The 21797-nt window shown below is 53.6% G+C and carries 28 protein-coding genes and 1 tRNA gene; 9 read left to right on the forward strand and 20 right to left on the reverse strand.

The genetic code is table 11. The annotated features are described in order from the left end of the window. Nucleotides 1-8: 8 nt before the first annotated feature. The 10 genes from PS2015_RS10060 to PS2015_RS10105 all read right to left on the reverse strand — a co-directional run bounded on the left by PS2015_RS10060 (nt 9) and on the right by PS2015_RS10105 (nt 9086). Nucleotides 9-1154: a flagellar basal body P-ring protein FlgI gene (locus PS2015_RS10060; protein ID WP_058022121.1), complete on the reverse strand. Its 1146-nt coding sequence runs from the start codon at nt 1152-1154 to the stop codon at nt 9-11. Nucleotides 1155-1174: 20 nt separating this feature from the next. Next, nucleotides 1175-1846: a flagellar basal body L-ring protein FlgH gene (gene flgH, locus PS2015_RS10065; RefSeq protein WP_058022122.1), complete on the reverse strand. Its 672-nt coding sequence runs from the start codon at nt 1844-1846 to the stop codon at nt 1175-1177. A 30-nt stretch (nt 1847-1876) separates the two neighbouring features. Continuing rightward, the gene (gene flgG, locus PS2015_RS10070) at nt 1877-2662 is read right to left on the reverse strand and encodes a flagellar basal-body rod protein FlgG (RefSeq protein WP_058022123.1); all 786 of its coding nucleotides are present in this window, start codon (nt 2660-2662) and stop codon (nt 1877-1879) included. 32 nt (nt 2663-2694) lie between these two features. Continuing rightward, nucleotides 2695-3435 (reverse strand): flagellar basal-body rod protein FlgF, encoded by a 741-nt coding sequence (gene flgF, locus PS2015_RS10075; RefSeq protein ID WP_058022124.1) that lies wholly within the window; start codon nt 3433-3435, stop codon nt 2695-2697. A 30-nt stretch (nt 3436-3465) separates the two neighbouring features. Further along, complete coding sequence (locus PS2015_RS10080; protein ID WP_058022125.1) at nt 3466-5529, reverse strand: flagellar hook-basal body complex protein; 2064 nt, start codon at nt 5527-5529, stop codon at nt 3466-3468. Nucleotides 5530-5558: 29 nt separating this feature from the next. Then, on the reverse strand, nt 5559-6233 hold the full coding sequence (locus tag PS2015_RS10085; RefSeq protein ID WP_058022126.1) for a flagellar hook assembly protein FlgD: 675 nt from the start codon (nt 6231-6233) through the stop codon (nt 5559-5561). A gap of 10 nt (nt 6234-6243) precedes the next feature. Beyond that, nucleotides 6244-6684 carry a flagellar basal body rod protein FlgC gene (gene flgC / locus PS2015_RS10090; RefSeq protein ID WP_058022127.1) on the reverse strand — a complete coding sequence of 147 codons (441 nt, stop codon included), beginning with the start codon at nt 6682-6684 and terminating at the stop codon, nt 6244-6246. Between the two features lie 2 nt (nt 6685-6686). Next, nucleotides 6687-7085, reverse strand: coding sequence for a flagellar basal body rod protein FlgB (gene flgB, locus PS2015_RS10095; RefSeq protein ID WP_058022128.1), 399 nt, complete (start codon nt 7083-7085; stop codon nt 6687-6689). A gap of 214 nt (nt 7086-7299) precedes the next feature. Then, entirely contained in the window at nt 7300-8154 is an 855-nt protein-coding gene (locus PS2015_RS10100; protein ID WP_156412716.1) for a CheR family methyltransferase, read from the reverse strand. Then, nucleotides 8154-9086 carry a chemotaxis protein CheV gene (locus PS2015_RS10105; RefSeq protein ID WP_058023265.1) on the reverse strand — a complete coding sequence of 311 codons (933 nt, stop codon included), beginning with the start codon at nt 9084-9086 and terminating at the stop codon, nt 8154-8156. Before PS2015_RS10105 ends, PS2015_RS10100 begins: the two co-directional genes overlap by 1 nt. 205 nt (nt 9087-9291) lie before the next feature. Between PS2015_RS10105 and flgA the strand changes: the two genes are divergently transcribed. The 4 genes from flgA to PS2015_RS10125 all read left to right on the forward strand — a co-directional run bounded on the left by flgA (nt 9292) and on the right by PS2015_RS10125 (nt 11728). Beyond that, nucleotides 9292-10062 (forward strand): flagellar basal body P-ring formation chaperone FlgA, encoded by a 771-nt coding sequence (gene flgA / locus PS2015_RS10110; RefSeq protein ID WP_058022129.1) that lies wholly within the window; start codon nt 9292-9294, stop codon nt 10060-10062. 115 nt (nt 10063-10177) lie between these two features. Then, nucleotides 10178-10510: a flagellar biosynthesis anti-sigma factor FlgM gene (flgM, locus tag PS2015_RS10115; RefSeq protein ID WP_169792298.1), complete on the forward strand. Its 333-nt coding sequence runs from the start codon at nt 10178-10180 to the stop codon at nt 10508-10510. A 24-nt stretch (nt 10511-10534) separates the two neighbouring features. Then, a complete protein-coding gene (locus tag PS2015_RS10120; protein WP_058022131.1) occupies nt 10535-11011 on the forward strand; it encodes a flagella synthesis protein FlgN in 477 nt (158 codons plus the stop codon). A gap of 12 nt (nt 11012-11023) precedes the next feature. Then, the gene (locus PS2015_RS10125; protein ID WP_058022132.1) at nt 11024-11728 is read left to right on the forward strand and encodes a flagellar brake protein; all 705 of its coding nucleotides are present in this window, start codon (nt 11024-11026) and stop codon (nt 11726-11728) included. Here the strand turns inward: PS2015_RS10125 and PS2015_RS10130 are convergent. Together PS2015_RS10130 and PS2015_RS10135 are read right to left on the reverse strand one after the other, a co-directional pair. Then, nucleotides 11685-12332 carry a TIGR04282 family arsenosugar biosynthesis glycosyltransferase gene (locus PS2015_RS10130; protein ID WP_058022133.1) on the reverse strand — a complete coding sequence of 216 codons (648 nt, stop codon included), beginning with the start codon at nt 12330-12332 and terminating at the stop codon, nt 11685-11687. The genes PS2015_RS10125 and PS2015_RS10130 overlap by 44 nt on opposite strands. Further along, nucleotides 12332-13021: a TIGR04283 family arsenosugar biosynthesis glycosyltransferase gene (locus PS2015_RS10135; protein ID WP_335338231.1), complete on the reverse strand. Its 690-nt coding sequence runs from the start codon at nt 13019-13021 to the stop codon at nt 12332-12334. Before PS2015_RS10135 ends, PS2015_RS10130 begins: the two co-directional genes overlap by 1 nt. 186 nt (nt 13022-13207) lie before the next feature. Between PS2015_RS10135 and PS2015_RS10140 the strand changes: the two genes are divergently transcribed. From PS2015_RS10140 to PS2015_RS10155, 4 genes are all read left to right on the forward strand, one after another. Then, nucleotides 13208-13444: a hypothetical protein gene (locus PS2015_RS10140; RefSeq protein ID WP_058022134.1), complete on the forward strand. Its 237-nt coding sequence runs from the start codon at nt 13208-13210 to the stop codon at nt 13442-13444. A 3-nt stretch (nt 13445-13447) separates the two neighbouring features. Continuing rightward, nucleotides 13448-13945, forward strand: coding sequence for a PaaI family thioesterase (locus PS2015_RS10145; protein ID WP_058022135.1), 498 nt, complete (start codon nt 13448-13450; stop codon nt 13943-13945). Nucleotides 13946-14022: 77 nt separating this feature from the next. Continuing rightward, nucleotides 14023-14099 (forward strand) — tRNA-Arg (locus PS2015_RS10150). Between the two features lie 260 nt (nt 14100-14359). Beyond that, the gene (locus PS2015_RS10155) at nt 14360-14668 is read left to right on the forward strand and encodes a cupin domain-containing protein (RefSeq protein ID WP_058022136.1); all 309 of its coding nucleotides are present in this window, start codon (nt 14360-14362) and stop codon (nt 14666-14668) included. 15 nt (nt 14669-14683) lie between these two features. Here PS2015_RS10155 and PS2015_RS10160 read toward each other — a convergent pair whose 3' ends face one another. From PS2015_RS10160 to gdhA, 7 genes are read right to left on the reverse strand one after another with little or no spacing between them, the layout of a single operon-like run. Next, on the reverse strand, nt 14684-15436 hold the full coding sequence (locus tag PS2015_RS10160) for a M15 family metallopeptidase (protein ID WP_237113308.1): 753 nt from the start codon (nt 15434-15436) through the stop codon (nt 14684-14686). A 26-nt stretch (nt 15437-15462) separates the two neighbouring features. Beyond that, on the reverse strand, nt 15463-15678 hold the full coding sequence (locus PS2015_RS10165) for an RNA-binding S4 domain-containing protein (protein WP_058022138.1): 216 nt from the start codon (nt 15676-15678) through the stop codon (nt 15463-15465). Between the two features lie 6 nt (nt 15679-15684). Then, on the reverse strand, nt 15685-16287 hold the full coding sequence (locus PS2015_RS10170) for a YoaK family protein (RefSeq protein WP_418054919.1): 603 nt from the start codon (nt 16285-16287) through the stop codon (nt 15685-15687). Then, nucleotides 16190-16639: a hypothetical protein gene (locus PS2015_RS16030; protein WP_418054908.1), complete on the reverse strand. Its 450-nt coding sequence runs from the start codon at nt 16637-16639 to the stop codon at nt 16190-16192. Before PS2015_RS16030 ends, PS2015_RS10170 begins: the two co-directional genes overlap by 98 nt. Next, entirely contained in the window at nt 16599-16811 is a 213-nt protein-coding gene (locus tag PS2015_RS15945) for a trimeric intracellular cation channel family protein (RefSeq protein WP_335338232.1), read from the reverse strand. Before PS2015_RS15945 ends, PS2015_RS16030 begins: the two co-directional genes overlap by 41 nt. Before the next feature lie 54 nt (nt 16812-16865). Then, nucleotides 16866-19412, reverse strand: a complete 2547-nt coding sequence (locus tag PS2015_RS10180; RefSeq protein WP_058022140.1) for a PEP/pyruvate-binding domain-containing protein — start codon at nt 19410-19412, stop codon at nt 16866-16868. 27 nt (nt 19413-19439) lie between these two features. Continuing rightward, complete coding sequence (gene gdhA, locus PS2015_RS10185; RefSeq protein WP_058022141.1) at nt 19440-20789, reverse strand: NADP-specific glutamate dehydrogenase; 1350 nt, start codon at nt 20787-20789, stop codon at nt 19440-19442. A 189-nt stretch (nt 20790-20978) separates the two neighbouring features. Here gdhA and PS2015_RS10190 point away from each other — a divergent pair, with 189 nt between their 5' ends. After that, complete coding sequence (locus PS2015_RS10190) at nt 20979-21467, forward strand: hypothetical protein (RefSeq protein ID WP_156412717.1); 489 nt, start codon at nt 20979-20981, stop codon at nt 21465-21467. Between the two features lie 27 nt (nt 21468-21494). Here the strand turns inward: PS2015_RS10190 and PS2015_RS10195 are convergent, their stop codons facing one another. Next, on the reverse strand, nt 21495-21713 hold the full coding sequence (locus tag PS2015_RS10195; RefSeq protein WP_058022143.1) for a DUF2970 domain-containing protein: 219 nt from the start codon (nt 21711-21713) through the stop codon (nt 21495-21497). Nucleotides 21714-21797: the final 84 nt, after the last annotated feature.

The following is a 21797-nucleotide window of genomic DNA, read 5'->3' on the forward strand; positions in this document are numbered from 1 at the left end:
TTGCGTCCTTAAATCACGATCAGGTCGGCGCGCAGGGAGCCGGACTGTTTTAATGCTTCCAGAATGGCACTCAAATCACCGGGGGCAGCGCCCACGGCATTAATCGCCTGCACGATGTCAGACAAGGTGGCGCCGGTATCAAACAGGAACATACGATTGTTTTCCTGTGCCACTGTGATGTCTGTCTGCGGCAGCACGGCGGTTTCCCCATCAGAGAACGGCGCTGGCTGGCTTACACCAAAACCTTCGGAAATGGTGACACTCAGGCTGCCGTGTGTGACAGCAGCCGGGGATACACGCACGTTTTCGCCAATAACAATGGTGCCGGTGCGGGAATTGACAATCACTCGTGCGGGCGCAGAACCCTGTTCAACCTCAATGTTTTCGAGCTCAGAGACGTAGGCAACTCGAGATTGAGAGTCCACAGGAGCACGCACACGTACTGACACGGCATCAATAGCGGCCGCCGTCCCCTCTCCCATAAAATCATTGATGGCCTTGGAGACACGGCGCGCAGTCGTGAAGTCGGCACGCTTCAGGTTAAAGGTGATGTGGTCGCCCATGTTGAAAGCAGTCTCAACTTCTTTAACGGTTGTGGCACCGCCGGGGATGCGACCGACGCTGGGCACATTGATGGAAATGCGCGATCCGTCCGCACCTTCGACACCCAGGCCGCCAACAATCAGATTGCCCTGCGCCATGGCGTACACTTCGCCATCCACACCCATCAGGAAGGTTCGCTCCAGACTGCCGCCGCGAAGGCTGGACGCATTGGCCAGCGAGGAAACTGTTACATCGATGGTCTGACCAGGCTTGGTAAATGCTGGCAATTCGGCCTGCACAGACACAACCGCGACGTTACGGAGCTGAAAAGTCTGTCCCGCTGGCATGGGAATGCCAAACTGATCCAGATAGGCGCGAAAGGATTCCGCCGTAAATGGTGCCTGTGTAGTCTGGTCACCCGTGCCGTCCAGACCGGTCACCAGACCCACACCTACCAACTGGTTGGACTGCACGCCCTGCAGATTGGCGATGTCTTTTAGACGATCGGCCTGCGCCGGCGAGCTGCCCAGCCAAAGCTGTGCGATCAACAGCAGACTGAGCACACTGCTAAATGAAGACTTGCGAAGCTCGGTAAATTTCATCACTGACATTATCTGTTCCTCGCGTAAACCTACAGCGGCCACCAGCGGCTGACAAAAAAGCGACTCAACACGCCCGGCTGATTGGCATCGGCCAGGGAGCCGGTGCCGCTGTAGGCAATGCGCACATCGGCAACACGGGTAGAGGAAATGGTGTTATCCGGAGAGATATCTTCTTTGCGCACCAGGCCGGTGATACGGATAAATTCTTCGCCATAGTTAAGCTGCAGCCATTTTTCGCCGCGCACTTCCAGCAGACCATTGGGCAATACATCGGTCACAGTCACTGTGATATTACCGCGCAGCTGATTACTCTGGTCGGTGTTGGCTGAACCGCCAAAATCGGCACTGCTGCCCACTGATGTGTTGGTTTCAATATTGGCACCAAATAACGTCATGTCGCCAACGCTGTTACTACTCTCTCGATTGAACGAAGTCCCGGAAGACTTACTGGCCGTGGTTGCCTCATTCAAATCTATAGTCAGTACATCGCCCAGACGATGAGCGCGGCGCTGGTAAAGATTCAATGCCGTGGACGGTCGATAGATGGAACCTGCCAGCGCATCGTCAGCCTGCTGCTGCCCTACCCACACCGGCGCGTAACGCGGATCATCGGGTGCGGGCGGCTGCGGCATCTGATAGGCGCAGGCGGTCAACAGCAGCAAGGGTGCAAAACGGCTGACAAATCTGAATATGGTGTGCATGGCGCTTCTCCAATCCCGGTAAATCAATGTTTAAAGATTCTGCGTGACAAACTGCAGCATTTGATCTGCCGTGGAGATGACTTTGGAGTTCATCTCATAAGCACGCTGAGTCGTAATCATGTCCACCAACTCTTCAACAACTTCCACATTCGAGCTTTCCAGCGATCCCTGTACCAATTTCCCCATTCCGTTCTGACCGGGCGCTGATTGCTGTGGGTTACCGCTGGATACAGTCTCGGCAAACAGGTTACCGCCCAGCGCCTGCAAGCCGGACGGATTAATGAAATCCACCAGGTTCAGGTTGCCAATAGTAACTGTGTCGGGCTGGTTGGCCAGTTTGACCGAGACCACACCATCATCACCAATAGTGACTGTCTGTGCGTCTTGAGGAATTGTCAGTCCGGGGTTCAGCAAATGGCCCTGCGGGGTCACCATTTCACCGTTGGCATTGATCATGAACTGACCATCGCGCGTATAGGCCGAAGTTCCATCAGGCATGACAATTTCAAAAAAACCACGACCATTGATACCAATATCCAATGCTTCGCCAGTGGTCTGCAACGCACCCTGGTTAAACAGCTTCTGGGAGGCAGTGACGCGCACGCCGGTACCGATCTGCATACCCGACGGCAGCTCCGTGTTCTGCGTGGAGTTGGCACCGGGCTGACGCTGGATCTGGTACAGCAGATCTTCAAACACCACACGATCTTTTTTGAAACCGGTAGTAGCAACATTGGCCAGATTGTTGGAGATAGCCGCCAGGCGAGTGTCCTGGGCGCTCAAACCGGTTTTTGAAACATACAGTGCTGCGTGCATATCAGCGACTCCTGAAAGATTCTGTTAACTCGTTATTGGATTTGCAAAAGCCGTGCCGATGCTTCGGAATTTTCCTGCACGGTCTGAATAAATTTCACATTCATCTCGTAGGAACGGGCCAGACTCATCATTTCCACCATGGAATCCACCACATTGACGTTACTGCTTTCCAGGTAGCCAGAGACCAGTTGTACATTGGCATCAGCCAGCGAATCCGCGCCATCTCTGCGTCGCAGCAGGCCGTCGGTGCCTTTGATCAAGTCCTGCGGCTCTGGATTAACCAGCTTGATGCGATCGATCGCCGCCAGTACTTCAGCGCCCTGCCCCAGCTCACGGACAGACACGGTGCCATCTTCGCCAAACTCAACGGTCTCGAAAGGTGGCAACACCACAGGGCCATTATTGCCGAGTACCGGCAAACCGCTGCCGGTCACCAGCTCACCAAACACGGTCAGCTCAAGATCGCCGGCGCGGGTGTAGGCTTCCGAACCATCCGGGGCCTGCACGGCAATAAAACCTTCTCCGCGCACGGCCATATCCAGCTCATTGCCGGTTTGCTGCAACTGGCCACGTGCAAAGTCGGTGCCGGGGTTTTCAGTCATGCTGTAAACCCGCGATGGCATGCCCTGTCCGTAAACCGCCATGGAACGCGCCTGTGCCAGATCTGCCTGAAAGCCGGTAGTGCTGGCATTGGCAAGGTTATTGGCGTGTACCGTTTGCGCGCGCATGGTCTGCGAGGCTCCGGTCATACTGATGTAAAGTGCTTTATCCATGATGGTCTCCGGTCAGGCTGACTAACTGGCTTACAGGTTGATAATGGTCTGCGTGGAATCGTCCGTGGCCGAGATGATCTGCGCGGCGGCCTGATAGTTGCGCTGCGAAATAATCAGTTGCACCAGCTCAGTGGGCAGATCGACGTTGGAGTCTTCCAGGGCACCGGACTGAATGGCACCGAGACCTGCAGTACCAGCACCGGAAATAGAAGCCGCACCGGATTCACTGGTTTCGGCAAACTTTGATCCGCCCAGGTTGGCCAGGCCGCTTGGGTTAGCGAAGTTAGCCAGAGCTACCTCACCCAGCACACGGGACTGTCCGTTGGAGAAGCGCGCAGAAACCAGGCCACGAGTGTTCACCTCAAGACCTGTTAGCTGTCCTTTGGCGAAACCATCCTGATCGTTATTCTGTACGGAGAAGTCGCCACCGAAGGCCGTCATTCCTGACAGGTCGATACGGAAGTTTGAGTTATTGAGTTGCTCCCCCACGTTGGGGTCACCCGGAACCGGACCGGCACCGATTCGACGGCCAGCCGAGTCCACCGGGAACCAGTTGGTAATATCAATAGGGGTCTGGTTAGGATCATATCGACCAGTTTCATCAAACCGCAGATCGTAACGGGCCGGCACAGGCAGGCCATCTTCTGAGTTAGGATCAAAACCAATATTTCGTCCATCAATCTCGAAGTAAACACTCCACAGGTTAGTGTCTCCGGTATCATCGGGACGCTCTTTGACAAAGTACATGGCCAGTGAGTGTGGTGTACCAACAGTGTCGTAAATGGTGATAGCGGTTGAACGGTAATAGGTGTCAGGATTTTTGGAATCGAACTGATTGGTCTCGAATGCAACTCCCAACAAACCTTCAGGCTGAGAGATATCACCAAATATGCTTGCTTCTACGCCGGTCGGTGCCGGGTCGCCATTGTCCATTTCCGCATCAGTCGGCAGTTTGAACTCAACATTCTCTTCAAGTCTGAACTGCACGATACCGCCAATGACCAGCGTCTCGCCTGAACTCAAATCGATATTCTCAGCTGCGCCAAGAGGAGTAAACAATCCAGTATCAGGTTGGCGCTTGGAGGTTATCAGGTTAAGCGTACCGTTACCGCCCACTCCTCCGGTAATCACCAGATCAGCGCCCGTTGTGTGCGTAATTTCAACAGTTTCCACACCACCATTATCTATAACTTTCGCGGACAGATTACCAAAACCCGCATTGATCTGATCGGCCAGTTGTTGCTGATAACTGGTGTTTGAGGGCGGGCCAAGTTTAGTTTCATCCAGCGTGTAGGCGATGCCATTGACCGTGAAGCTTGGGTTGCTGCCAGCTGCGGCATTAATACCACTGACATACCCGACTGTTTTACCTGTGGCAGAAACACCTGTAGCACCTGCAAAAATTTGTGCAACCGCGTTGGCGCTGGCATTCGCAGGTACTTCCAACACCTGAAATTGACGGTCAGCGCCAATAACTTTAATAGCTGTTGCTTCATAGCCATTTCGCACCGGGTCACCCGCTGCAATCCTTTGCACATTGGTGGCATCACCATTTTTGGAAACATAGTTAGAACCGATAATGGTTGACGGTTGTGCAGCTGCGTCCAGGTTGATGGTCGTTTCTACAAAAGTTGTCGGACGCGGCTGAATCTCACCAGTCGTTACCCGCAGATCAGACAGAGGACCACCACCGGTCGCCTGGCCAGAGTCTGACGGTGCGAACCCTTGCAGGCGCTCGCCGTCGCTGTTGACTACGAAACCATCTTTGTCCGTACCAAACGCACCGGCACGGGAGTAGGCAATACCTGACTCACCCTGCAGGATGAAAAAGCCTTCACCGTTAATCGCCAGATCCAGCGTATTGTCAGTAAAACTGATATTGCCCTGCACAAAGCTCTGTTTGATTTCCTGCAAGGAAACACCACTGCCCTGCTGGGTGCCGCCGCCGCCAAGTACCGAGGCCGCATAAACGTCACCAAAAACTGATTTTGCCGCCTTAAAGCCGTTGGTACCGGCGTTGGCGATGTTGTTACCGGTTACGTTGATTTCCTGCTGCGCCGCATTCAGGGCACTCAAACCAATGTTAAAACTCATCTGACACCTCGTATTTTATGATCGATCAGTTAGTTAATCTGGATGACGTCTGACATAGACACGGAACCCACACCTGCCAGGTTGAGTGTCAGATTGCCGGATTTTTCGATAGTCACGCTGTTGACGTTGGCGCTCAGGTAGGTCGGCACGACTTCGGTCACGCCGCCAATATTGGCACTGAGTTCAAAGCGGTATTCGCCTGGCGGATAGCGCTGGTCGTTAGCATCGGTGCCAGTCCAGTAGAATTCCTGTTTGCCGGCTTCCTGCGGACCCAATGCAAATTTATCCACCACAGTGCCGCTGTTGTCATAGACAGTCAGATTGGCTGACTGCGCCGCCGTTGCAAAGTCAGCCAGCACACTCACCGCACCTGAGTCGGTCAGCATGGTGACTTCACTCTGAACGTGAACCGGGCGACCAACCAGAGAAGTCGCCTGCAAATGCTGCGTGGATTGGAAAGCGGATGAAAACTGCTCAAAACTCTGGGTAATCTTCTGTGACTCTTCCAGCTGGGAAAACTGTGCCAGTTGTGCCACAAACTCGCCGTTATCCTGCGGACTGGTCGGGTCCTGATTTTCAAGCTGGGCAATCAGCAGTTTCAGGAACTCATCGCGGCCCAGCTCCTGGCTGGGTGTATCCTTCTTTTCTGGTAACGCGTAGTCACCCAGCACCCTGCTCAGTGCATTGTTGTTATTGACGTCCATCATGCGCTCCTTACGCCTGGCCTAATGTCATGACCCGCTGCATCATGGTGCGTGCGGCCGTCATCACATCAACATTCATCTGAAAGGATCGCGAGGAAGAAATCATATTGGTCATCTCTTCGACGATATCCACATTCGGGTAGTACACATAACCCTCCTCATTCGCCATGGGATTGCCTGGCTCATAACGCGGCTGCAACGGACGGCTGTCCTCTACGATACCCGCTACACGAACGCCAACGGCTGACTGCTGAAGATTGCTATCAGCAAACACATCCTGCATGGCCGCGTTCATCATGGGTGCAAAAACGGCATGGCGAGCACGGTAAGTTTGATCGGCACTGCTGGCCGCGCTGTTGGCATTGGCCATATTGCTGGCGGTGGTATTCAGGCGCAGCGACTGGGCGCTCATGCCGGAGCCGGCAATATCAAAAATCTGCATCAGACTCATGCTTATTCTCCTTTCAGGGCTTTCTGCAAGCCGGTGAATTTGCTGTTCAGAAACTGGAAGGTGGCCTGATACTCCAGCGCGTTGCGGGCAAACTCGGCATTTTCCACTTGCTCGTCAACGGTATTACCGTCCAGGGAAGGCTGTGCGGGAACCCGATACAGGATTTCAGGTGAACTGGCTTCAGCAGAGCCACTCAGATGGCGCTGATGGGTGCGCTCCATGCCGATCGCACGGCTTTGACCGTTGGCCTGCGCCAGCATGGCAGCAAAATCAATATCGCGCGCCTTGTATCCGGGCGTGTTGGCATTGGCTATGTTATTGGCCAATAAAGCCGTACGCTGCGTTCGCAGAACCAGTGCCTGTTCGTGTATACCCAGGGCATTAGAGAAGTTGATGGCCATTAATTTTTTCCTGTCTGATCATTGTCGATTAGCGTTGACAACAACAGAACAGCAAAAGCCATGCCATAATATTTTTAACTTTAAATACAGATAGTTAGGCTGGTAAATACATATCAGCGGCAAGCATTTGCCACCTTCATGCTGTCAATCAGCGGCAATTGGGGGGATGAGAGTGAGCAAGCGGCAAGACCTGGCCGGACGGCTATAGCTGTTCTCAGGATTTGTAGACGCTGGTATTAACGCCCACCCGCTCCAGCGCATATTGACTCGCCAGCGCCGCCGGCAGCGACTCCGATGCACCCAGAATCAGGTAGGAGGCCGGATTGAGTGACTGCTGCATGCGATTGAGAATATCCAACTTGAGATCAGCAGCAAAATAGATCAACACATTCCGGCAGAAGATGATATCGAAGCGTCCGATGCCGGCATAGCTGTCCTGCAGGTTCAACTGCCGGAAGCTGACCCGGTTCACGATGTGGGGTTTCAAGTGAAAGCGCGCCCCGGCCTTCTCTTCAAAAAAAAGCCTACGCCGCTCCGCACTCAACCCCCGGCTGACGCTCAGACTGTCATATTCAGCCTGTCGGGCGCTGTTGAGCACTGTCATGGAAATGTCTGTGGCAATAATTTCTGGTTCACGACGTAACTGGCCCGGGTGTCGCGCTTTGAATTCATCAATAATCATGCTGATGGAGTATGGCTCCTGACCAGAGGAGCAGGCAGCCGACCAGATACGGATATGCGGCCGTTTCTCGATCGTGACCAGTCGCGGCAGCAAAACATCGCGCAGTGCCTCGAAGGGAGAACTATCCCGGAACCAGAAGGTTTCATTAGTAGTCATGGCATCAATGACTTTTTCTTTCAGGCCATGAGGGCGGTTCTGATTAATACTGCTTACTAATGCAGCGAGGGACTGAAACTGATATTCCTCCATAATGCGCCGCATGCGGTTGGCAACAAGGTATTGTTTATTGTCTCCCAGAACGATACCGCAGGCCTGACTCAGAAAGGCCCTGAAGGCCTGATAATCAGAGTCGGCAATCGATTGCCACGCGTCGTTTACCATAGTCATCAGGCAGCGGCTTGGCGCAATTCCAACTGTTTCAGAACCCGCTTGGCAAGCTCGTCCGGATGGAATTTAGCCAGAAAATCGTCGGCTCCTACTTTTTCGACCATGGCCTGATTGAAGACACCGCTCAACGAAGTATGCAGCATGACATGCAAGTTTGTCATAGCCGGATCATTTTTGATGGAGGCTGTCAGTGTGTAGCCGTCCATTTCCGGCATTTCGATATCAGAGATGACCAGAATGTATTTATCCAACGGACTCTGCCCGTCGGCAATCATGCCTTTCAAGTGCTTCAAGGCTTGTTTGCCATCGTTCAGCACAACGGTCTCAAATCCCAGCGACTGACAACATTTACGAATCTGGGCACGCGCCACACTGGAATCATCAACGATCAAGACCGTATTCAGTGCGTCTTCCCGCTTGCCACTGCTGACCAGTGCCTCGCTAAGACTCGCTGACGCCGGAGAGACTTCTGCCAGGATGCGCTCTACATCCAGGATCTCAACCAGTTTGTTATCAACTTCCGTCACTGCCGTCAGGTAATGTTCGCGGCCTGAGCCTTTGGGCGGAGAGTGGATGGCTTCCCAGTTCAGGTTGACAATGCGATCAACCCCCTTCACCAGAAAACCCTGCACGGTATTGTTGTATTCAGTGATGATAATAAAACACTTGGCGATGTCATCCAGTGGCCGGCCACCGGTGGCTGCGCTCAGATCAAGAATGGAAATAGTGCGGCCACGAATATAAGCAACACCGCGCACAACCCGGTTGCTGTGAGGCAGCACACTCAGGCTGGGACATGGCAATACCTCTTTGACTTTAAAGACATTAATGCCATACACCTGGCTGCCATTGAGCCGGAACATCAATAGCTCCAGGCGGTTCTGACCCACCAGTTGAGTGCGCTGATTGACGCTATCGAGTACCCCAGCCATGTCTAACTCCCGCAAAATAACAGTTCTCTTGCTGCGGTTATCGTCCAATTTTCCGATTTCATAAGTATAAATTGCAATAAACACTCAATTTTGAGTGCGATTATCGGCACGCCATTTGCATATCCTACGCAGGTAGTACAACACATCTTCGAGTTTCATGAATTCGTCGGCCTTGCCGCCGTTTTTCGACAGAAATTTAACGCTTATGAAGCCAACAATCTCGTTTCCAGTAAAACAACGTCATAAAATTGACTGTCTGCGACTCCGTTCATGGCTGGTATCACTCACGCTTGTACTACTGACAGGGAATTGCTGGACACAGATTACAGCGCAGACCTTGGTCAGTGATAGCGCCCAGGCCATGCAGCAAGCCGCCATGCAGGCATTGGAAGAGCATTGGCAGGGCAGCACGGATCGCATTGAAATACAAATGTCCACCATAGATGCACGTCTGCAGATTCCTGTGTGTGGTATGCCGCTTGCCGCCACCGCCAATCAGCCTGGCAACGGTAATGGTGGCCGGGTTACAGTTCGTGTCGAGTGCCAGGACGCCTCACCATGGACCCGCTACGTCTCCGCCAACGTGAAAGTATTTCGCCCGGTTGCCGTCAGTGCGCGGGCATTAGCTCGCGGCAGCGTTATCCAGCCCCATGATGTTACGATGGAAGAGCTTGATATCAGTCAGCTTCGGGGGCAGACTATGGGGCTTTCAGAAAACATTGTTGGCAAGGCGCTGCGCCGTTCAGTGAACCACGGCACACCGTTGACACTGGATATGTTGACAGCACCAGTACTGGTGAAACGGGGCGACACGGTTGTGCTGATCGCCTCGCGCGGCGGTATCTCAATCCGCCACACAGGCACAGCATTACAGGATGGAGAAGCGGGCCAGCAGATACCGGTACGCAATAACAGCTCCGAGCGTGTGGTGCAGGCAGTAGTTCGCGAAATCGGCGTGGCCGAGGTGGTTTTTTAGCGATGATCGGGGCTAAAGTTTCCAGAGTGCTTGCCGCTACACCGGATAGTAGAAGTCAATCAATCAACGCTGCACGCACCCGTTTGAGGGTCTGCGTCAGCCAGGGTGTATGATTATGAGCATTTCATCGATCGGCAATCCGACATCACCGACAGACAGCCGTTCACCCGTCAAGCAGCCGGGCAGTCAACCTGCATCAGGGTCAGGCACGGGCAGCGGCAAAACTGACGCACACGGTGGCAGTGGTGCTCTGGCACCTGTCGATGCGGTATCCATCAGCAGCCAGGCAAGCGATCTGCAAGCACTGGAAACACGCATCAAGGCTCTGCCTGATACCGATGTAGCACGTGTCAGTCAGATCAAAGACAAGATCAGTACGGGCGACTACCAGATTGACAGCCAGCGGGTGGCTGATAAGATCCTCGCCTTCGAAAAAGAATTAAAGTAACGGCGCCGCACCGAACGGAGACGAATGAACAATAGCGACCTGCACAACATGCTCGAACAGGACCGGCTGCAGCTGGACGAATTGAGCGAGGTTTTGCAGGCTGAGCGCGACTGTCTGGAGCGCCGTGATCTAAAGAACCTGACGCGACTACTTCAACAAAAACAGACCCTGCTGACAGCAATCGAAACCAACGACTTCAACCGACGGCGATTATTACAGCAGGCTGGCGCGCCGGCTGATCGCACCAGCCTGTCTCAATTGCGGGTTCTGCTTGAAAACAGCACCGATACCGCCTTGACGACATTGCTGGAGAACATAGAAAACAAAGTACGGCACTGCCGCGAAATGAGCGAAACCAACAGTATTATTGTGCATCGCAGCCGACTTAATACCCAGAAAGCGCTGGATATCATGCGTGGCACCGAAGCTGTTAACGGCCTGTACACGAGCCATGGCAGCACGCAGGCCGGTACCGTTAAACGCGATCTCGGCAACGTCTGAAGGTCCAGTCCTATGGCCAACGACGAGCGCTATTACACCGCCACCGGCGACATCTACAGTGTGCTGCGCACTTTGCAGTCTGATCGCTCGGCAGTTAACATCCAGTTTGAGGATTCAACCGCACCTTACAGCAGCATGGTGCTGGATGTAAGCCTGAAAAACCGAACCTTTTGGCTGGACGAGTTTTCCAATTCAGTTGCCAGAAAACGTGCAGAAGAAGGCTCGCCCTTCAGCCTCCGTGCATCAATCAATGGCATCCGGGTTCACGCCAAAGAGTTAACTGTCGTGCGCATTGGCGAAGACAGCCGCGGCAAGTTTTATGAAATCGCATTTCCATCCCGCATGCTTTACTTGCAGCGCCGTGATGCCTTCCGAGCCTGGGTTCCAGGAACATTGATGGTCCAGGCCAGCCTGCAGAGCGATAAACGATCAGATAAATTAATGGGCCGCGTCCAGAATATGTCAGCCACCGGCTGCCGGATTCTGCTGGAAGGCAAGTTAACACCGCCGTTTGAAATGCTGGAAAAGCTGGACGCCCACATAAATCTGACACTGATCGGCCAAGACATTGAATGCCCACTGGAAGCTGTGTATTCACATCATTCGCCGGAAAGCAATCAGACCACCTGTGGTTTTCGCTTCGGTAACCTTTCCCGCCCGGTACAGATAGCCATCAATCGATTTGTAACCCAACTTCAGCGTGAGAGCGTGACCTGAGTAATTGCCGATAACGTTGCACGTCCGCCGGACGATCGACATCCCAACGCGGTGACAACTCACGCCAGCGCACTCCATTCTTACGGAGCGCAAGCCGGGTTTGCGCCAACACTCTGTCAGATCCCCAATCGATATCCTGAAACAGGCAACCAGGTACCGGCTCTTTAAGTGCGACCAGCACGTATCCGCCATCCTCGGCCGGACCCAGGACAACATCAACATCCGGTGCTGCAAGCGCCGACAACGCCTGTTGAACATAGGCCGTGTCAACCGACGGACAATCTGCACCCACTATGACAACAGAGTCCGAGGTCTTTAGCGCAGTCTCGGCCGCATGCTGCATTCGGGCGCCAAGATCATGCCCGACCTGCTGGTGGACATTATCGGCTCCGCAAAGATCCTTAAAATAATTCTCAGCCCCCGGATGGGACACCCACATCTCGGTGCGGAGTCTTTGCTGTCGACCAAATTCCTGCCAGGCGAATTCAATCAGTGAGGTATGCACGGCCAGCGCACCGTCAATGCCCAGCTCCTGATTCAGGCGAGTTTTAACCTGACCACGCAAGGGCGTTTTAGCAAAAATAAGCAATCTGGCGCTTCGCATCAATCGGTATACCTGTCTGGATAATATTGTCGGTGTAATACCGCCGGATCAGCCCCCATGAAATAGGCCAGACGCAAACGCCACATCAACAGCACTGTTCTTAAAATGCCGCGCTGCTCCCAGCGACGACTGGAACTGGTCACTCTGGCGGCAAGGTTCAGCGGTCTGCCATGGCGTCGCAATATTTTGCTCAGCGCCACATCCTCCATCAATGGCAAGTCCGGAAAACCACCTAACTGGCGGAACAGCGCCGCATTGACAAACATCGCCTGATCCCCGGTGGCCACCGAGGTCACCCGTGACCGGAGGTTCATGGCGGTTTCTATGACACGAAACGCCGGATGCCGTCCACTTAGCCGCACATCAAAACGCCCCCACTGGCATGCCCCGAGACCACTTTCAAGGAGCTCTAATGCCCCGGGCGGTAACTCAGTATCAATGTGCAGAAACAACAGCACTTTGCCGCTGGCCATCGCCGCACCAGCGTTCATCTGCCGGGACCGGCCCGGCAGGCAAACCAGAACCTGATCAGTAATCTGCCGGGCCACTTGCACTGTGCCATCAGAGCTGCCACCATCCACGACTATTAATTCAACTGTCGGTGAGCGCAGCCGATATAAAGACATCTGACAACGCTGCAGAGCGGTCAGTTCATTAAGTACAGGAATGATAATACTGAGGTTAATCACCGGCGCAGATTACCGCGCAGTAGACAACCATGCAAATACTTAAAAAAACTGCTCACAGGGACTAGGCGGGAGCAGATTAAAGGCGGATAATACCGCGCCATTATCGGCAGTCGATCAAAAGTTGGCTGAGCCGGAATAAATTGGCCTGACAGCCGTTCTCTTCATGAAAGACAACGTGTAGTACCGATGAATCTGGAAAATTTTTATATAGTCGCAACCGATCCTGACGAGCCCGCTCTGCAGGTCAACATCTCCGGTCCTTACCTGACTCGCAAAGCCGCTCAGGCTGATCTGGAGGCTGCCATTGATGAGGCAGCCGAACTGGACCCCAGTGCCCGACTGTATCAATACCGCATCTGCAAACTGGCCTGCCAGAAGCCTGGCGTTATTCAGCACATGGCATGCCATACAGCTGTTCGTTAAGGCATGAGCACCTTGATCCCACCACAACCCCCTGCTCTTCAGGATATTGCAGCCCCCGAGGGCATCTGTTTCGGTTGCGGCAGCGCCCACCCCAGCGGCCTGCATATCAAAAGCTACTGGAACGACGAACATAGCGCACTGATCTGTCACCATACGCCCGAACGCACTTACCAGGGCTGGCCAGGACTTGTGTACGGCGGGCTGCTGGCCATGCTGATTGACTGCCATTCCAACTGGACAGCCATGGCCTGGCACTATCGGGCCGAGGGGCGCGAGCCAGGAAGTCTGCCACGCATCGATTGTGTTACCGGGCAACTGAGTATTCGTTATATCAAACCCACCCCCATCGATTGCGAGCTGACCCTGAAAGCCTATGTTGAAGGCGAAGTCGGGCGCAAAACGCGGGTGATCTGTGAAATCTGGGCAGGCGATACCCTGACTGCCAGTGCCGACTCCATTTTTGTGCGGGTTGATGCCGCTCAGCTTGCTGCCAGGAACTGACCAGCAGCCTGCGACCTGAGTTTTACCGTGTTATAATCCGCAGCGCTGTCCGATCAGCCAGACTCAGTACACCGCATGCCCCGGTGGCACAGCTGGATAGCGCGGCCCCCTCCTAAGGGGCAGGTCGCAGGTTCGAATCCTGCCCGGGGCACCATACATAATCGGGTCACCCACCAGGGTGGCCCGTTTTTGCTTGGTGCCCCGGGCAGTAGATGAGAACCTGCCGGTTCGACTGATAGCATCGCAATCAGGACGGCTGCAAGCCGCCCCGCAGGGGTGAGGTATTTGGCTCAGCCAAATACCGAATCAATCCTGCCTTTTATAACTCTTTCAAAACTTGCAACCAGCAAAGATTCCACCGCATACTGGAGGCGAACCCACCTGAAGCACAACCATAAATAAAAGACTGAACCCATGTCCGGCAAATACCCCAACCGCATCAAACAGCTCCCCTTATACGATGGGCGATTTGACGCTTACAAACTGACGGCTGAAGGCGCTGACGTGTTATTCGCATCCTACCCCGCCGGGACTTCAATCCCCGAACACACTCATGATACTGACAATCACGGAGTGATTACCCGCGGCGAGCTGCTACTGACAATGAACGGAAAAACAGAACGCTATGGCGTGGGCAGCTGGTATCACGTACCGGCACACACGCCTCACGCAGCTGACTTTGAAGTAGCGACAGACGAAGTTGAGTTCTGGTTCAAGGTCTGAATAGTAGCCGCCCCATCAACGCACCGGAAAATCAAAGAACGTATCCGGAAAGGGTTCGTCTTGCAACGTATAGTGCCACCACTCGTTTTCGTAGTTTTCGAAACCGGCAGCCTCCATCAGCTCTTTCAGCAGGAGACGATTAGCCATCGCCTGAGCACTGATAGCCGGATGCGCCGTATGAGAAAGCACATCAAAACAATCATAGCTGGTGCCCATATCGATACTGTTGTCCGGAAAGCGCAAAGCTTCATCTGAGGCACGACAATCCCAGGGCGCAAACGGATCGAGCTGCGGCTGATGAGTGCCCAGCGGCACCAGCGTCAAATCAACTGTACTGCCGCGGCTGTGGCCAGAGCGCTCAGCAATATAACCACGGGAGAACAATTCTTCTTTGGGCACACTTGGGTACATGGAGGCCTTCATGACAACATCGTCTGCGTCAGCCGCCCAGCGCACAAAATTGTCCACGGCTTGCTGAGGACGGAAGCAATCATAAATTTTCAGGGAATAACCTTGCTCATTCGCACTGCGCTGAACCTGCACCAGTGCTGACGCGGCTGGTGTGCTGAGAATACAGGCCGCACCCTCATACCCAGCCACAGGACGTCCCAGAAAATTGTTGTTGCCGATATAGCGAATATCCAATTCAATGGAAGCGTCGAGTTCAGCGATTGAGCTAAACCCTTCTGGTGGGTAGGGTTCATCGTTTGAACAGGCAGCCATCTGTACCAATAACAAAATCCCTAGAGTAATTCTTGAATAAGCCATCACATTTCCCCGCAATTGATACCTTGTCATTCAGGCAGCACGATACACAACTTCTCCGTCCCAAACTCAATCACATCGCCTGGCAGAATCTTCTTGCGCTTTAGCGTCTCTACCGCACCATTAACTCGCACCTGCCCGTCAGCCACAACAGCCTTGGCTTCTGCCCCGCTGCCAACAAGTCCTTCAAACTTCAGTATTTTGTATAACTCCACCGGTACTTTGCTCACTTCTACGTTACGCATATTCACTCAACTCGATACCATCAAAACAAGGAGACCCAGAATCAGACAAAGCAACGCTACTAAACTCAATGCCCACATCTGAAGAAAAACCAACACCATGGCGCCAGCTAACCCACCCAGAAAAAAAGCCACCAGCACGGAGAACAACAAACCAAATTTCCAGCTGCTGATCTGCCGACCCCGGATTCGATTACCCAGCAGTGCACCCAGATCTGTCACTATACCTGTGACGTGAGTCGTACGCAGGGTAAGCCCACGATAGCTGCTGGCCATGGCATTCTGCAATCCGCAGGCCATCGCTGCCAGCGGCACAGTCGCATTAGCTCCTCGCAGCGCCAAAAACATAGTCAACGTCAGCAGGCCACTTTCCAATATTAACAAAAAGCCGTAGCGTCGCTTCATTTTAAACTGTGTATCCCGCAGCACCAATCCAGAAAGCAGTGCACCCAGAAAGAAACCCGCTACAATGGCCGCCGCCAGCATCACGTCAGCAAGCTCAACTGCCGCCAGATTAATGCCAAGGTGTGAAACCGCCCCGCTCATGTGACTGACCGGTACCGCAAAAAAACTCAGCATAACCACGTTCACGTAACCGGCAATAGTTGCCAATAGCGCCGCGCCGAAAAAAACACGGCTGCGACTTTGACGCATAAATTCGTCCTGTACATGCTCCACCTGAGTGAACGGCATGAAAAACTCCTTGCCTGTACTGTCTGGCTCTTATCGAAAGGTTGGTAAATTGAGGTTCCAGCGCAATGCCGCCAATCGCAATACCACCACAACCATAGCACCGCCTACAAAAGCGTAAGTTTGAGGTACACCAATGGCCTGCATCAATAGGTAGCAGACCACTCCCGCGATCGCTGCTGAGGCATAGATCTCGCGTTGTAATATCAAAGGAATGCGGGGCCGTTACAACATCACGTAATACGCCACCGGTAACGCCCGTCATGGTGCCCATCAGCACCACCAGCAGCGGCGATAATCACAAGCAGGTAACTGACATCGGTAATCCAGAAGATGGGGTGACGATCCAATAACAGATCTCGCAATGTACCACCGCCAATAGCTGTCATGGCAGCCACTACGATCACGCCCAGAATATCCAGTTCGCGGTCACGTGCAGCCAACACACCACTGACCGCAAAAAACGGCGACCCCCATCAGGTCAAGAATATACAGCAGCATCAATTTACCCTCAGATACGCCAGCATGCGCTGCTCAACTATATCGGCCTGCACGCTGAGCACTTGCTGACCAAGCTTGTACACCTGCAAAGCGCCATGTGCACTTGTTTTTGCAGCCTCAGGCAAATGCTGTGGAAAATACCGGCACGCAGATGAGTCAGGAAACAGCGCCACATAGGCGATACTGGCTTCCACCAGGTCCTGAAAAAAGTGCGACCCATAAGACAGATCCGGCACCACCGTTTCTGACATCTCTGCCACCTCAGCCAGCATGGCCACACCAGCGATATCCGCAAACCGGACTGGCACCCCCAGCTCCGGGCTACTGCTGCCCCAACGACCGGGACCAATCAGCAAAATGCGGTGCGAGTCAGCATTCGCTCTGACCAGCTCTCCAATCTCGCGGGCCGTGCTGTATCGTGCCTCGCTGCCCAATGCGGAATAGCGACCCGCATCCACTCTGATGATCATATCGATTTCCAGATCAATATTACCACCCATAAAGTGGCCCCGGGATTCAAACAGGCACTGCTGATCCGAAATCGAATCCGGGATCGCCACCGTTTGTTGAGAACCAAGAGTCGCAAGCGGACGACACTGCACCAGATTGAACTGCGGCGTCCCATCGGCCTGCAGGTGCAGGGTAAACTCAATATCAACGGGATGCTGGTAAGCCGCTTCCAATGTTTGCAGGATTCCGCGCAGACACTGCACCATATCGGTACGCGCCAGCAGAGGCTTGAAGCTCAGGCGCCAGACTGGCGTTGGTAAACCGAGATCTCTGGCCGCCTCACTGGCCTGACGATCAATCTCGCCAAAGCGGGCCAAAGGCAGCTCAGGTAAATCGACTGTCACCTTCCCCACGGGTAGTGACGACAGTCTGCCACTGTTCATATCCAGTACATCCAATTGCTGCTGCGTGCAGGCGAACGCATCATGCTCGCTCCGGAAAGGTCGTTTCAGCGGCAGATCAAGCGCAATGACAGCAGCATGATCCTCTGCAATCCGATCAACAGCGCGTGTGCCGAGACCGGCAACAAGCCGCATCATGCCAGCCGCCGGATTCATATCAGGATCCCAGGCAAAGGTATTGCGTGATACTGCAACGCCAGCAGCATCGGGCAGATAATAGCGACCGTGAAAGCGACCGTTTACCCGTTGTAACAACAGTGCCATAGGCTCCTCGCGCTGTTGCAGACCCCGTTGTTGGCGGTACAGTAGCGCATCCTCACTGACAACCGATGCGTAGACCTGACGGACAGCCCCTTCCAATGCCAGACGGCGCTCTTCAGGATCACCCTGATTACTCAGAAACACACTCTCGTATTTGCCCGCAAAGGCATTGCCAAAGCCGTCTTCCAGCAGGCTGCTGGAGCGTACCAGTATCGGATATTGACCAAAATGCTCCAGAACTCTGTCCAGCGCTGCACTGAACTCTGGCGGGAACCGGCCCTTTAGAATAGCCGCGTGTAAATCCCGGGCTGCCGAAAAATAGTCGCTCTCTGAAAAGCGGTGACGCATCAGGGTTGACCACAGGCCGTTGTGCACCAGATAGCCATAAAACGCATCTGAACCGATAAAACAGGAATCGTGCGCCAGCAAGCGTTCCTGCCAGGAAGCGCGCGCACTGCGTCGCAGAATTGCACCGGCCAGCAGCAAACCTGTGGCCTTGCCACCAATCACACCACTGCCCAGCATACGGTGCCGGATACTCAACAGGTCATTAACTGTAAAATAGCGTCCCACCAGCGACTGTATGCGCTGCTCTCGACTGAACAGCACACGCAGGGCCCGTTCGCTGACCACATCGCCCTGCTCACGCAACTGCTCAAACAAGCGCTCCCAGTAATCCAGAACGGGGCGTTCACCGATGACAGCCGCCTCCAGTGCACTCTGCAATTGGGCGGCTGTGTTGCTGTCGGTGACGGCCTTGAATTGTTGCCCAAGCAGTTGATGCGGCAGGAACATGGTGGGGGAATGCCGTCGCCAGACTTTGACGGGCTGTATATACAGCTCGTCGTTCAGACTAAAGACATCAATCATGACCTGAGTTGTATTGCGGATGCGATCCTGAGTCACTGAGGCATGACGCTGCGGATGCATGGCGAACCAGGCAACGGTATCCAACTCATACAGATAGGGACACACTACCCGGAAAAAATTGCCGACCATGACATCGGTAGCCCAGGCGTCAAGCAACTCACTCAGGCTGTCGAACACATAAAAAGCGCCACGACCGTGCTGCTCAATCTGTCGCCAGACTTGACCTGTAAACGCCTCAAAACCATCCTGCGCATCGATGCACACGATTTTGACACCAGTTTGCGGCTGCACCAGGGCATCATGCTGACCAAAACGCAGATAGATGATCTGCCGACCTGCCGCTGCCGAGGTACGAATAAACGCCGGGATAAAGCGCCGATAATGGCGGATATCACTGACTCGCCAGACGACATTATCGCCAATGCGCAGTCCATCGAGTACAGAATCAAGTGCATCCAGGCCCGAGGAGACCCGGACCTCATTGCTTTGTTCGGTCTCCCTCATGGCCTGGCCTCTGTGCACAGTGTAAAATCAGATAACGCCCATGGCATCCATGGCACGGGCGACTTTCAGGAAACCGGCAATATTGGCACCGATGACATAATTGCCTGGCGCCCCGAACTCATCAGCGGTTTCATAGCAGCTTTTGTGAATGCCAATCATAATTTCTTCCAGGCGCTTCTGTGTATAGTCAAAGGACCAGGAATCACGGCTGGCGTTTTGCTGCATTTCCAGTGCCGAGGTCGCTACACCACCGGCATTGGCGGCCTTACCCGGCCCATAGGCAATTTTCGCAGCCTGGAAGACCTGAATGCCTTCCGGTGTGCTTGGCATGTTGGCACCTTCAGCCACGGCAATGCAGCCGTTTTTAATCAGCAGCTCAGCATCTTTACCATTTAATTCATTCTGAGTGGCACAAGGCAGCGCGATATCACAGGGCACTGACCAGATATTGCCATCTTCCACATATTTCGCGTCCTTGTGAACTTCCAGATATGCTTTGATACGGCGGCGCTCAACTTCCTTGATACGCTTAACGGTCTCCAGATCAATACCCGCCTCATGAATGATCACGCCGGCCGAATCAGAACAGGCAATGACTTTGGCGCCCAGTTCGTGTGCCTTTTCTATGGCATAGATGGCCACATTACCCGATCCGGAGACCACCACTTTTTTGCCTTCAAGAGTGTCTCCGCGTGCCTTCAGCATTTCGTGGGTGAAGAACACGGTTCCGTAACCAGTGGCTTCTTTTCGCGCCAGGCTGCCACCCCAACCGATACCTTTGCCAGTGAAAATGCCGGACTCATAGCGATTGGTGATTCGTTTATACTGACCAAACATATAACCGATCTCTCTAGAGCCAACACCAATATCCCCCGCCGGCACATCCGTATATTCACCCAGATGCCGATACAGCTCCGTCATCAGGCTCTGGCAAAATCGCATGATCTCATCGTCAGATTTGCCTTTGGGATCGAAATCGCTGCCGCCCTTGCCGCCGCCAATTGGCATGCCGGTCAGGGCATTTTTAAAAATCTGCTCAAATCCCAGAAACTTGATGATGCCCAGATAAACCGACGGATGAAAACGCATACCGCCTTTATATGGTCCAAGTGCGCTGTTAAATTCAACCCGGAACGCGCGGTTGATATGGATCTCACCCCGATCGTCCTGCCACGGTACACGAAAAATGATCTGCCGCTCTGGCTCACAGATGCGTTGAATGATTTTTTTATCGGCAAACTCCGGGTACTTTACGAGGACCGGCCCCATCGTCTCCAGCACTTCACGGACTGCCTGGTGAAACTCGGATTCCCCGGGGTTGCGATGCAAAACTTCCTGGTAAATAGGTTCCAGTTTTTCGTCAAGACGTGCACTCATCTGTGTTCCTCTGATGTCATTTTTAACTGCCTGGCTCTTTCATGGTGCATGATTGCACCATGACAGGGCGCAATATGGCAAGACGAGGCTTGTGACGAGTTTTGTCTGCCTGGTTACTTATCTGGCATTTTTGGGTTTTTGCGCTATTATTCTCGGCCTGAACCTGAAACGCCGACTGGGAGAGCGACATTGAACGGAGTTATCAAACCTGCAAAAACACTAGTGATTGCGGTGATTTTTGGACTTACATTGGCCTCACAGTGTGCAACCGCCCAGGTGTTTCCGCGCGGCAATGGTCTGTCTCTGGCAGGTCTCGATCAGTTTGATATGTACGTGCAGATTCAGCAGTGGGAGGCCATGGACGGTGATGAGGGCAGCTTCCGGCTGGAAACGCTGCAAAAACTGGAGAATGAGTTCAAGTCTGCCGGCATACGCAGACGTTCAGCCGGCCGCGATTATCTGGTCTGCAATCTGCAGGCCAGCCGTGACGGCAACCGCATCGCTTACAATGTCAGCGTCGAATACTGGCTGCTGGCATCGACAGACGTTAATAAGCTGATGTGGCAGAACAGCCGCATGTCATTAGTCAGTGCCAATCGCTTTGACATCGACAGCGTAGCCTCAGAATGTGTCGGACTGTTTATCACCGAATGGCAACAGTGGAATCCGGCCACCTGATCACTACGCTATCATCTGGCGCCCTGCTCAGGGCGCCAGCACCATCTGCACTATGCCAATCATGCCAAACAACAACACGGCGGTGACCAGCAAGCCCGCAAAGAAAAATGTTTTGACGTCGCCGTGCTCAAAATCACGCTCACGGTTTTTGCGACTTTGCACACCAAAAGCGGCGGCAATACTGCTGCCGACGGCCTGCAGGAAACTCACTGACCGGGACTGCTGGGGACCTTTTACTGAATTCATGGTGACGACTCCTGTATTCGGCAATGTGCCTGCTGAGAAAGATCTCGATAATAACCATTAACCCCTGATTAGTATTTAGCAATT

It is taken from the genome of Pseudohongiella spirulinae (genome assembly GCF_001444425.1).
In the GTDB taxonomy this organism is placed as follows: Bacteria; Pseudomonadota; Gammaproteobacteria; order Pseudomonadales; family Pseudohongiellaceae; genus Pseudohongiella; species Pseudohongiella spirulinae.

Excerpts from the sequence above, each read along its gene's own strand:
- PS2015_RS10060 (WP_058022121.1), bottom strand. The coding sequence starts at position 1,154 with ATGTCAGTGATGAAATTTACCGAGCTTCGCAAGTCTTCATTTAGCAGT.
- flgH (WP_058022122.1), bottom strand. The coding sequence starts at position 1,846 with ATGCACACCATATTCAGATTTGTCAGCCGTTTTGCACCCTTGCTGCTG.
- flgG (WP_058022123.1), bottom strand. The coding sequence starts at position 2,662 with ATGCACGCAGCACTGTATGTTTCAAAAACCGGTTTGAGCGCCCAGGAC.
- flgF (WP_058022124.1), bottom strand. The coding sequence starts at position 3,435 with ATGGATAAAGCACTTTACATCAGTATGACCGGAGCCTCGCAGACCATG.
- PS2015_RS10080 (WP_058022125.1), bottom strand. The coding sequence starts at position 5,529 with ATGAGTTTTAACATTGGTTTGAGTGCCCTGAATGCGGCGCAGCAGGAA.
- PS2015_RS10085 (WP_058022126.1), bottom strand. The coding sequence starts at position 6,233 with ATGGACGTCAATAACAACAATGCACTGAGCAGGGTGCTGGGTGACTAC.
- flgC (WP_058022127.1), bottom strand. The coding sequence starts at position 6,684 with ATGAGTCTGATGCAGATTTTTGATATTGCCGGCTCCGGCATGAGCGCC.
- flgB (WP_058022128.1), bottom strand. The coding sequence starts at position 7,085 with ATGGCCATCAACTTCTCTAATGCCCTGGGTATACACGAACAGGCACTG.
- PS2015_RS10100 (WP_156412716.1), bottom strand. The coding sequence starts at position 8,154 with ATGACTATGGTAAACGACGCGTGGCAATCGATTGCCGACTCTGATTAT.
- PS2015_RS10105 (WP_058023265.1), bottom strand. The coding sequence starts at position 9,086 with ATGGCTGGGGTACTCGATAGCGTCAATCAGCGCACTCAACTGGTGGGT.
- flgA (WP_058022129.1), top strand. The coding sequence starts at position 9,292 with ATGAAGCCAACAATCTCGTTTCCAGTAAAACAACGTCATAAAATTGAC.
- flgM (WP_169792298.1), top strand. The coding sequence starts at position 10,178 with ATGAGCATTTCATCGATCGGCAATCCGACATCACCGACAGACAGCCGT.
- PS2015_RS10120 (WP_058022131.1), top strand. The coding sequence starts at position 10,535 with ATGAACAATAGCGACCTGCACAACATGCTCGAACAGGACCGGCTGCAG.
- PS2015_RS10125 (WP_058022132.1), top strand. The coding sequence starts at position 11,024 with ATGGCCAACGACGAGCGCTATTACACCGCCACCGGCGACATCTACAGT.
- PS2015_RS10130 (WP_058022133.1), bottom strand. The coding sequence starts at position 12,332 with ATGCGAAGCGCCAGATTGCTTATTTTTGCTAAAACGCCCTTGCGTGGT.
- PS2015_RS10140 (WP_058022134.1), top strand. The coding sequence starts at position 13,208 with ATGAATCTGGAAAATTTTTATATAGTCGCAACCGATCCTGACGAGCCC.
- PS2015_RS10145 (WP_058022135.1), top strand. The coding sequence starts at position 13,448 with ATGAGCACCTTGATCCCACCACAACCCCCTGCTCTTCAGGATATTGCA.
- PS2015_RS10155 (WP_058022136.1), top strand. The coding sequence starts at position 14,360 with ATGTCCGGCAAATACCCCAACCGCATCAAACAGCTCCCCTTATACGAT.
- PS2015_RS10160 (WP_237113308.1), bottom strand. The coding sequence starts at position 15,436 with ATGGCTTATTCAAGAATTACTCTAGGGATTTTGTTATTGGTACAGATG.
- PS2015_RS10165 (WP_058022138.1), bottom strand. The coding sequence starts at position 15,678 with ATGCGTAACGTAGAAGTGAGCAAAGTACCGGTGGAGTTATACAAAATA.
- PS2015_RS16030 (WP_418054908.1), bottom strand. The coding sequence starts at position 16,639 with ATGGGCACCATGACGGGCGTTACCGGTGGCGTATTACGTGATGTTGTA.
- PS2015_RS10180 (WP_058022140.1), bottom strand. The coding sequence starts at position 19,412 with ATGAGGGAGACCGAACAAAGCAATGAGGTCCGGGTCTCCTCGGGCCTG.
- gdhA (WP_058022141.1), bottom strand. The coding sequence starts at position 20,789 with ATGAGTGCACGTCTTGACGAAAAACTGGAACCTATTTACCAGGAAGTT.
- PS2015_RS10195 (WP_058022143.1), bottom strand. The coding sequence starts at position 21,713 with ATGAATTCAGTAAAAGGTCCCCAGCAGTCCCGGTCAGTGAGTTTCCTG.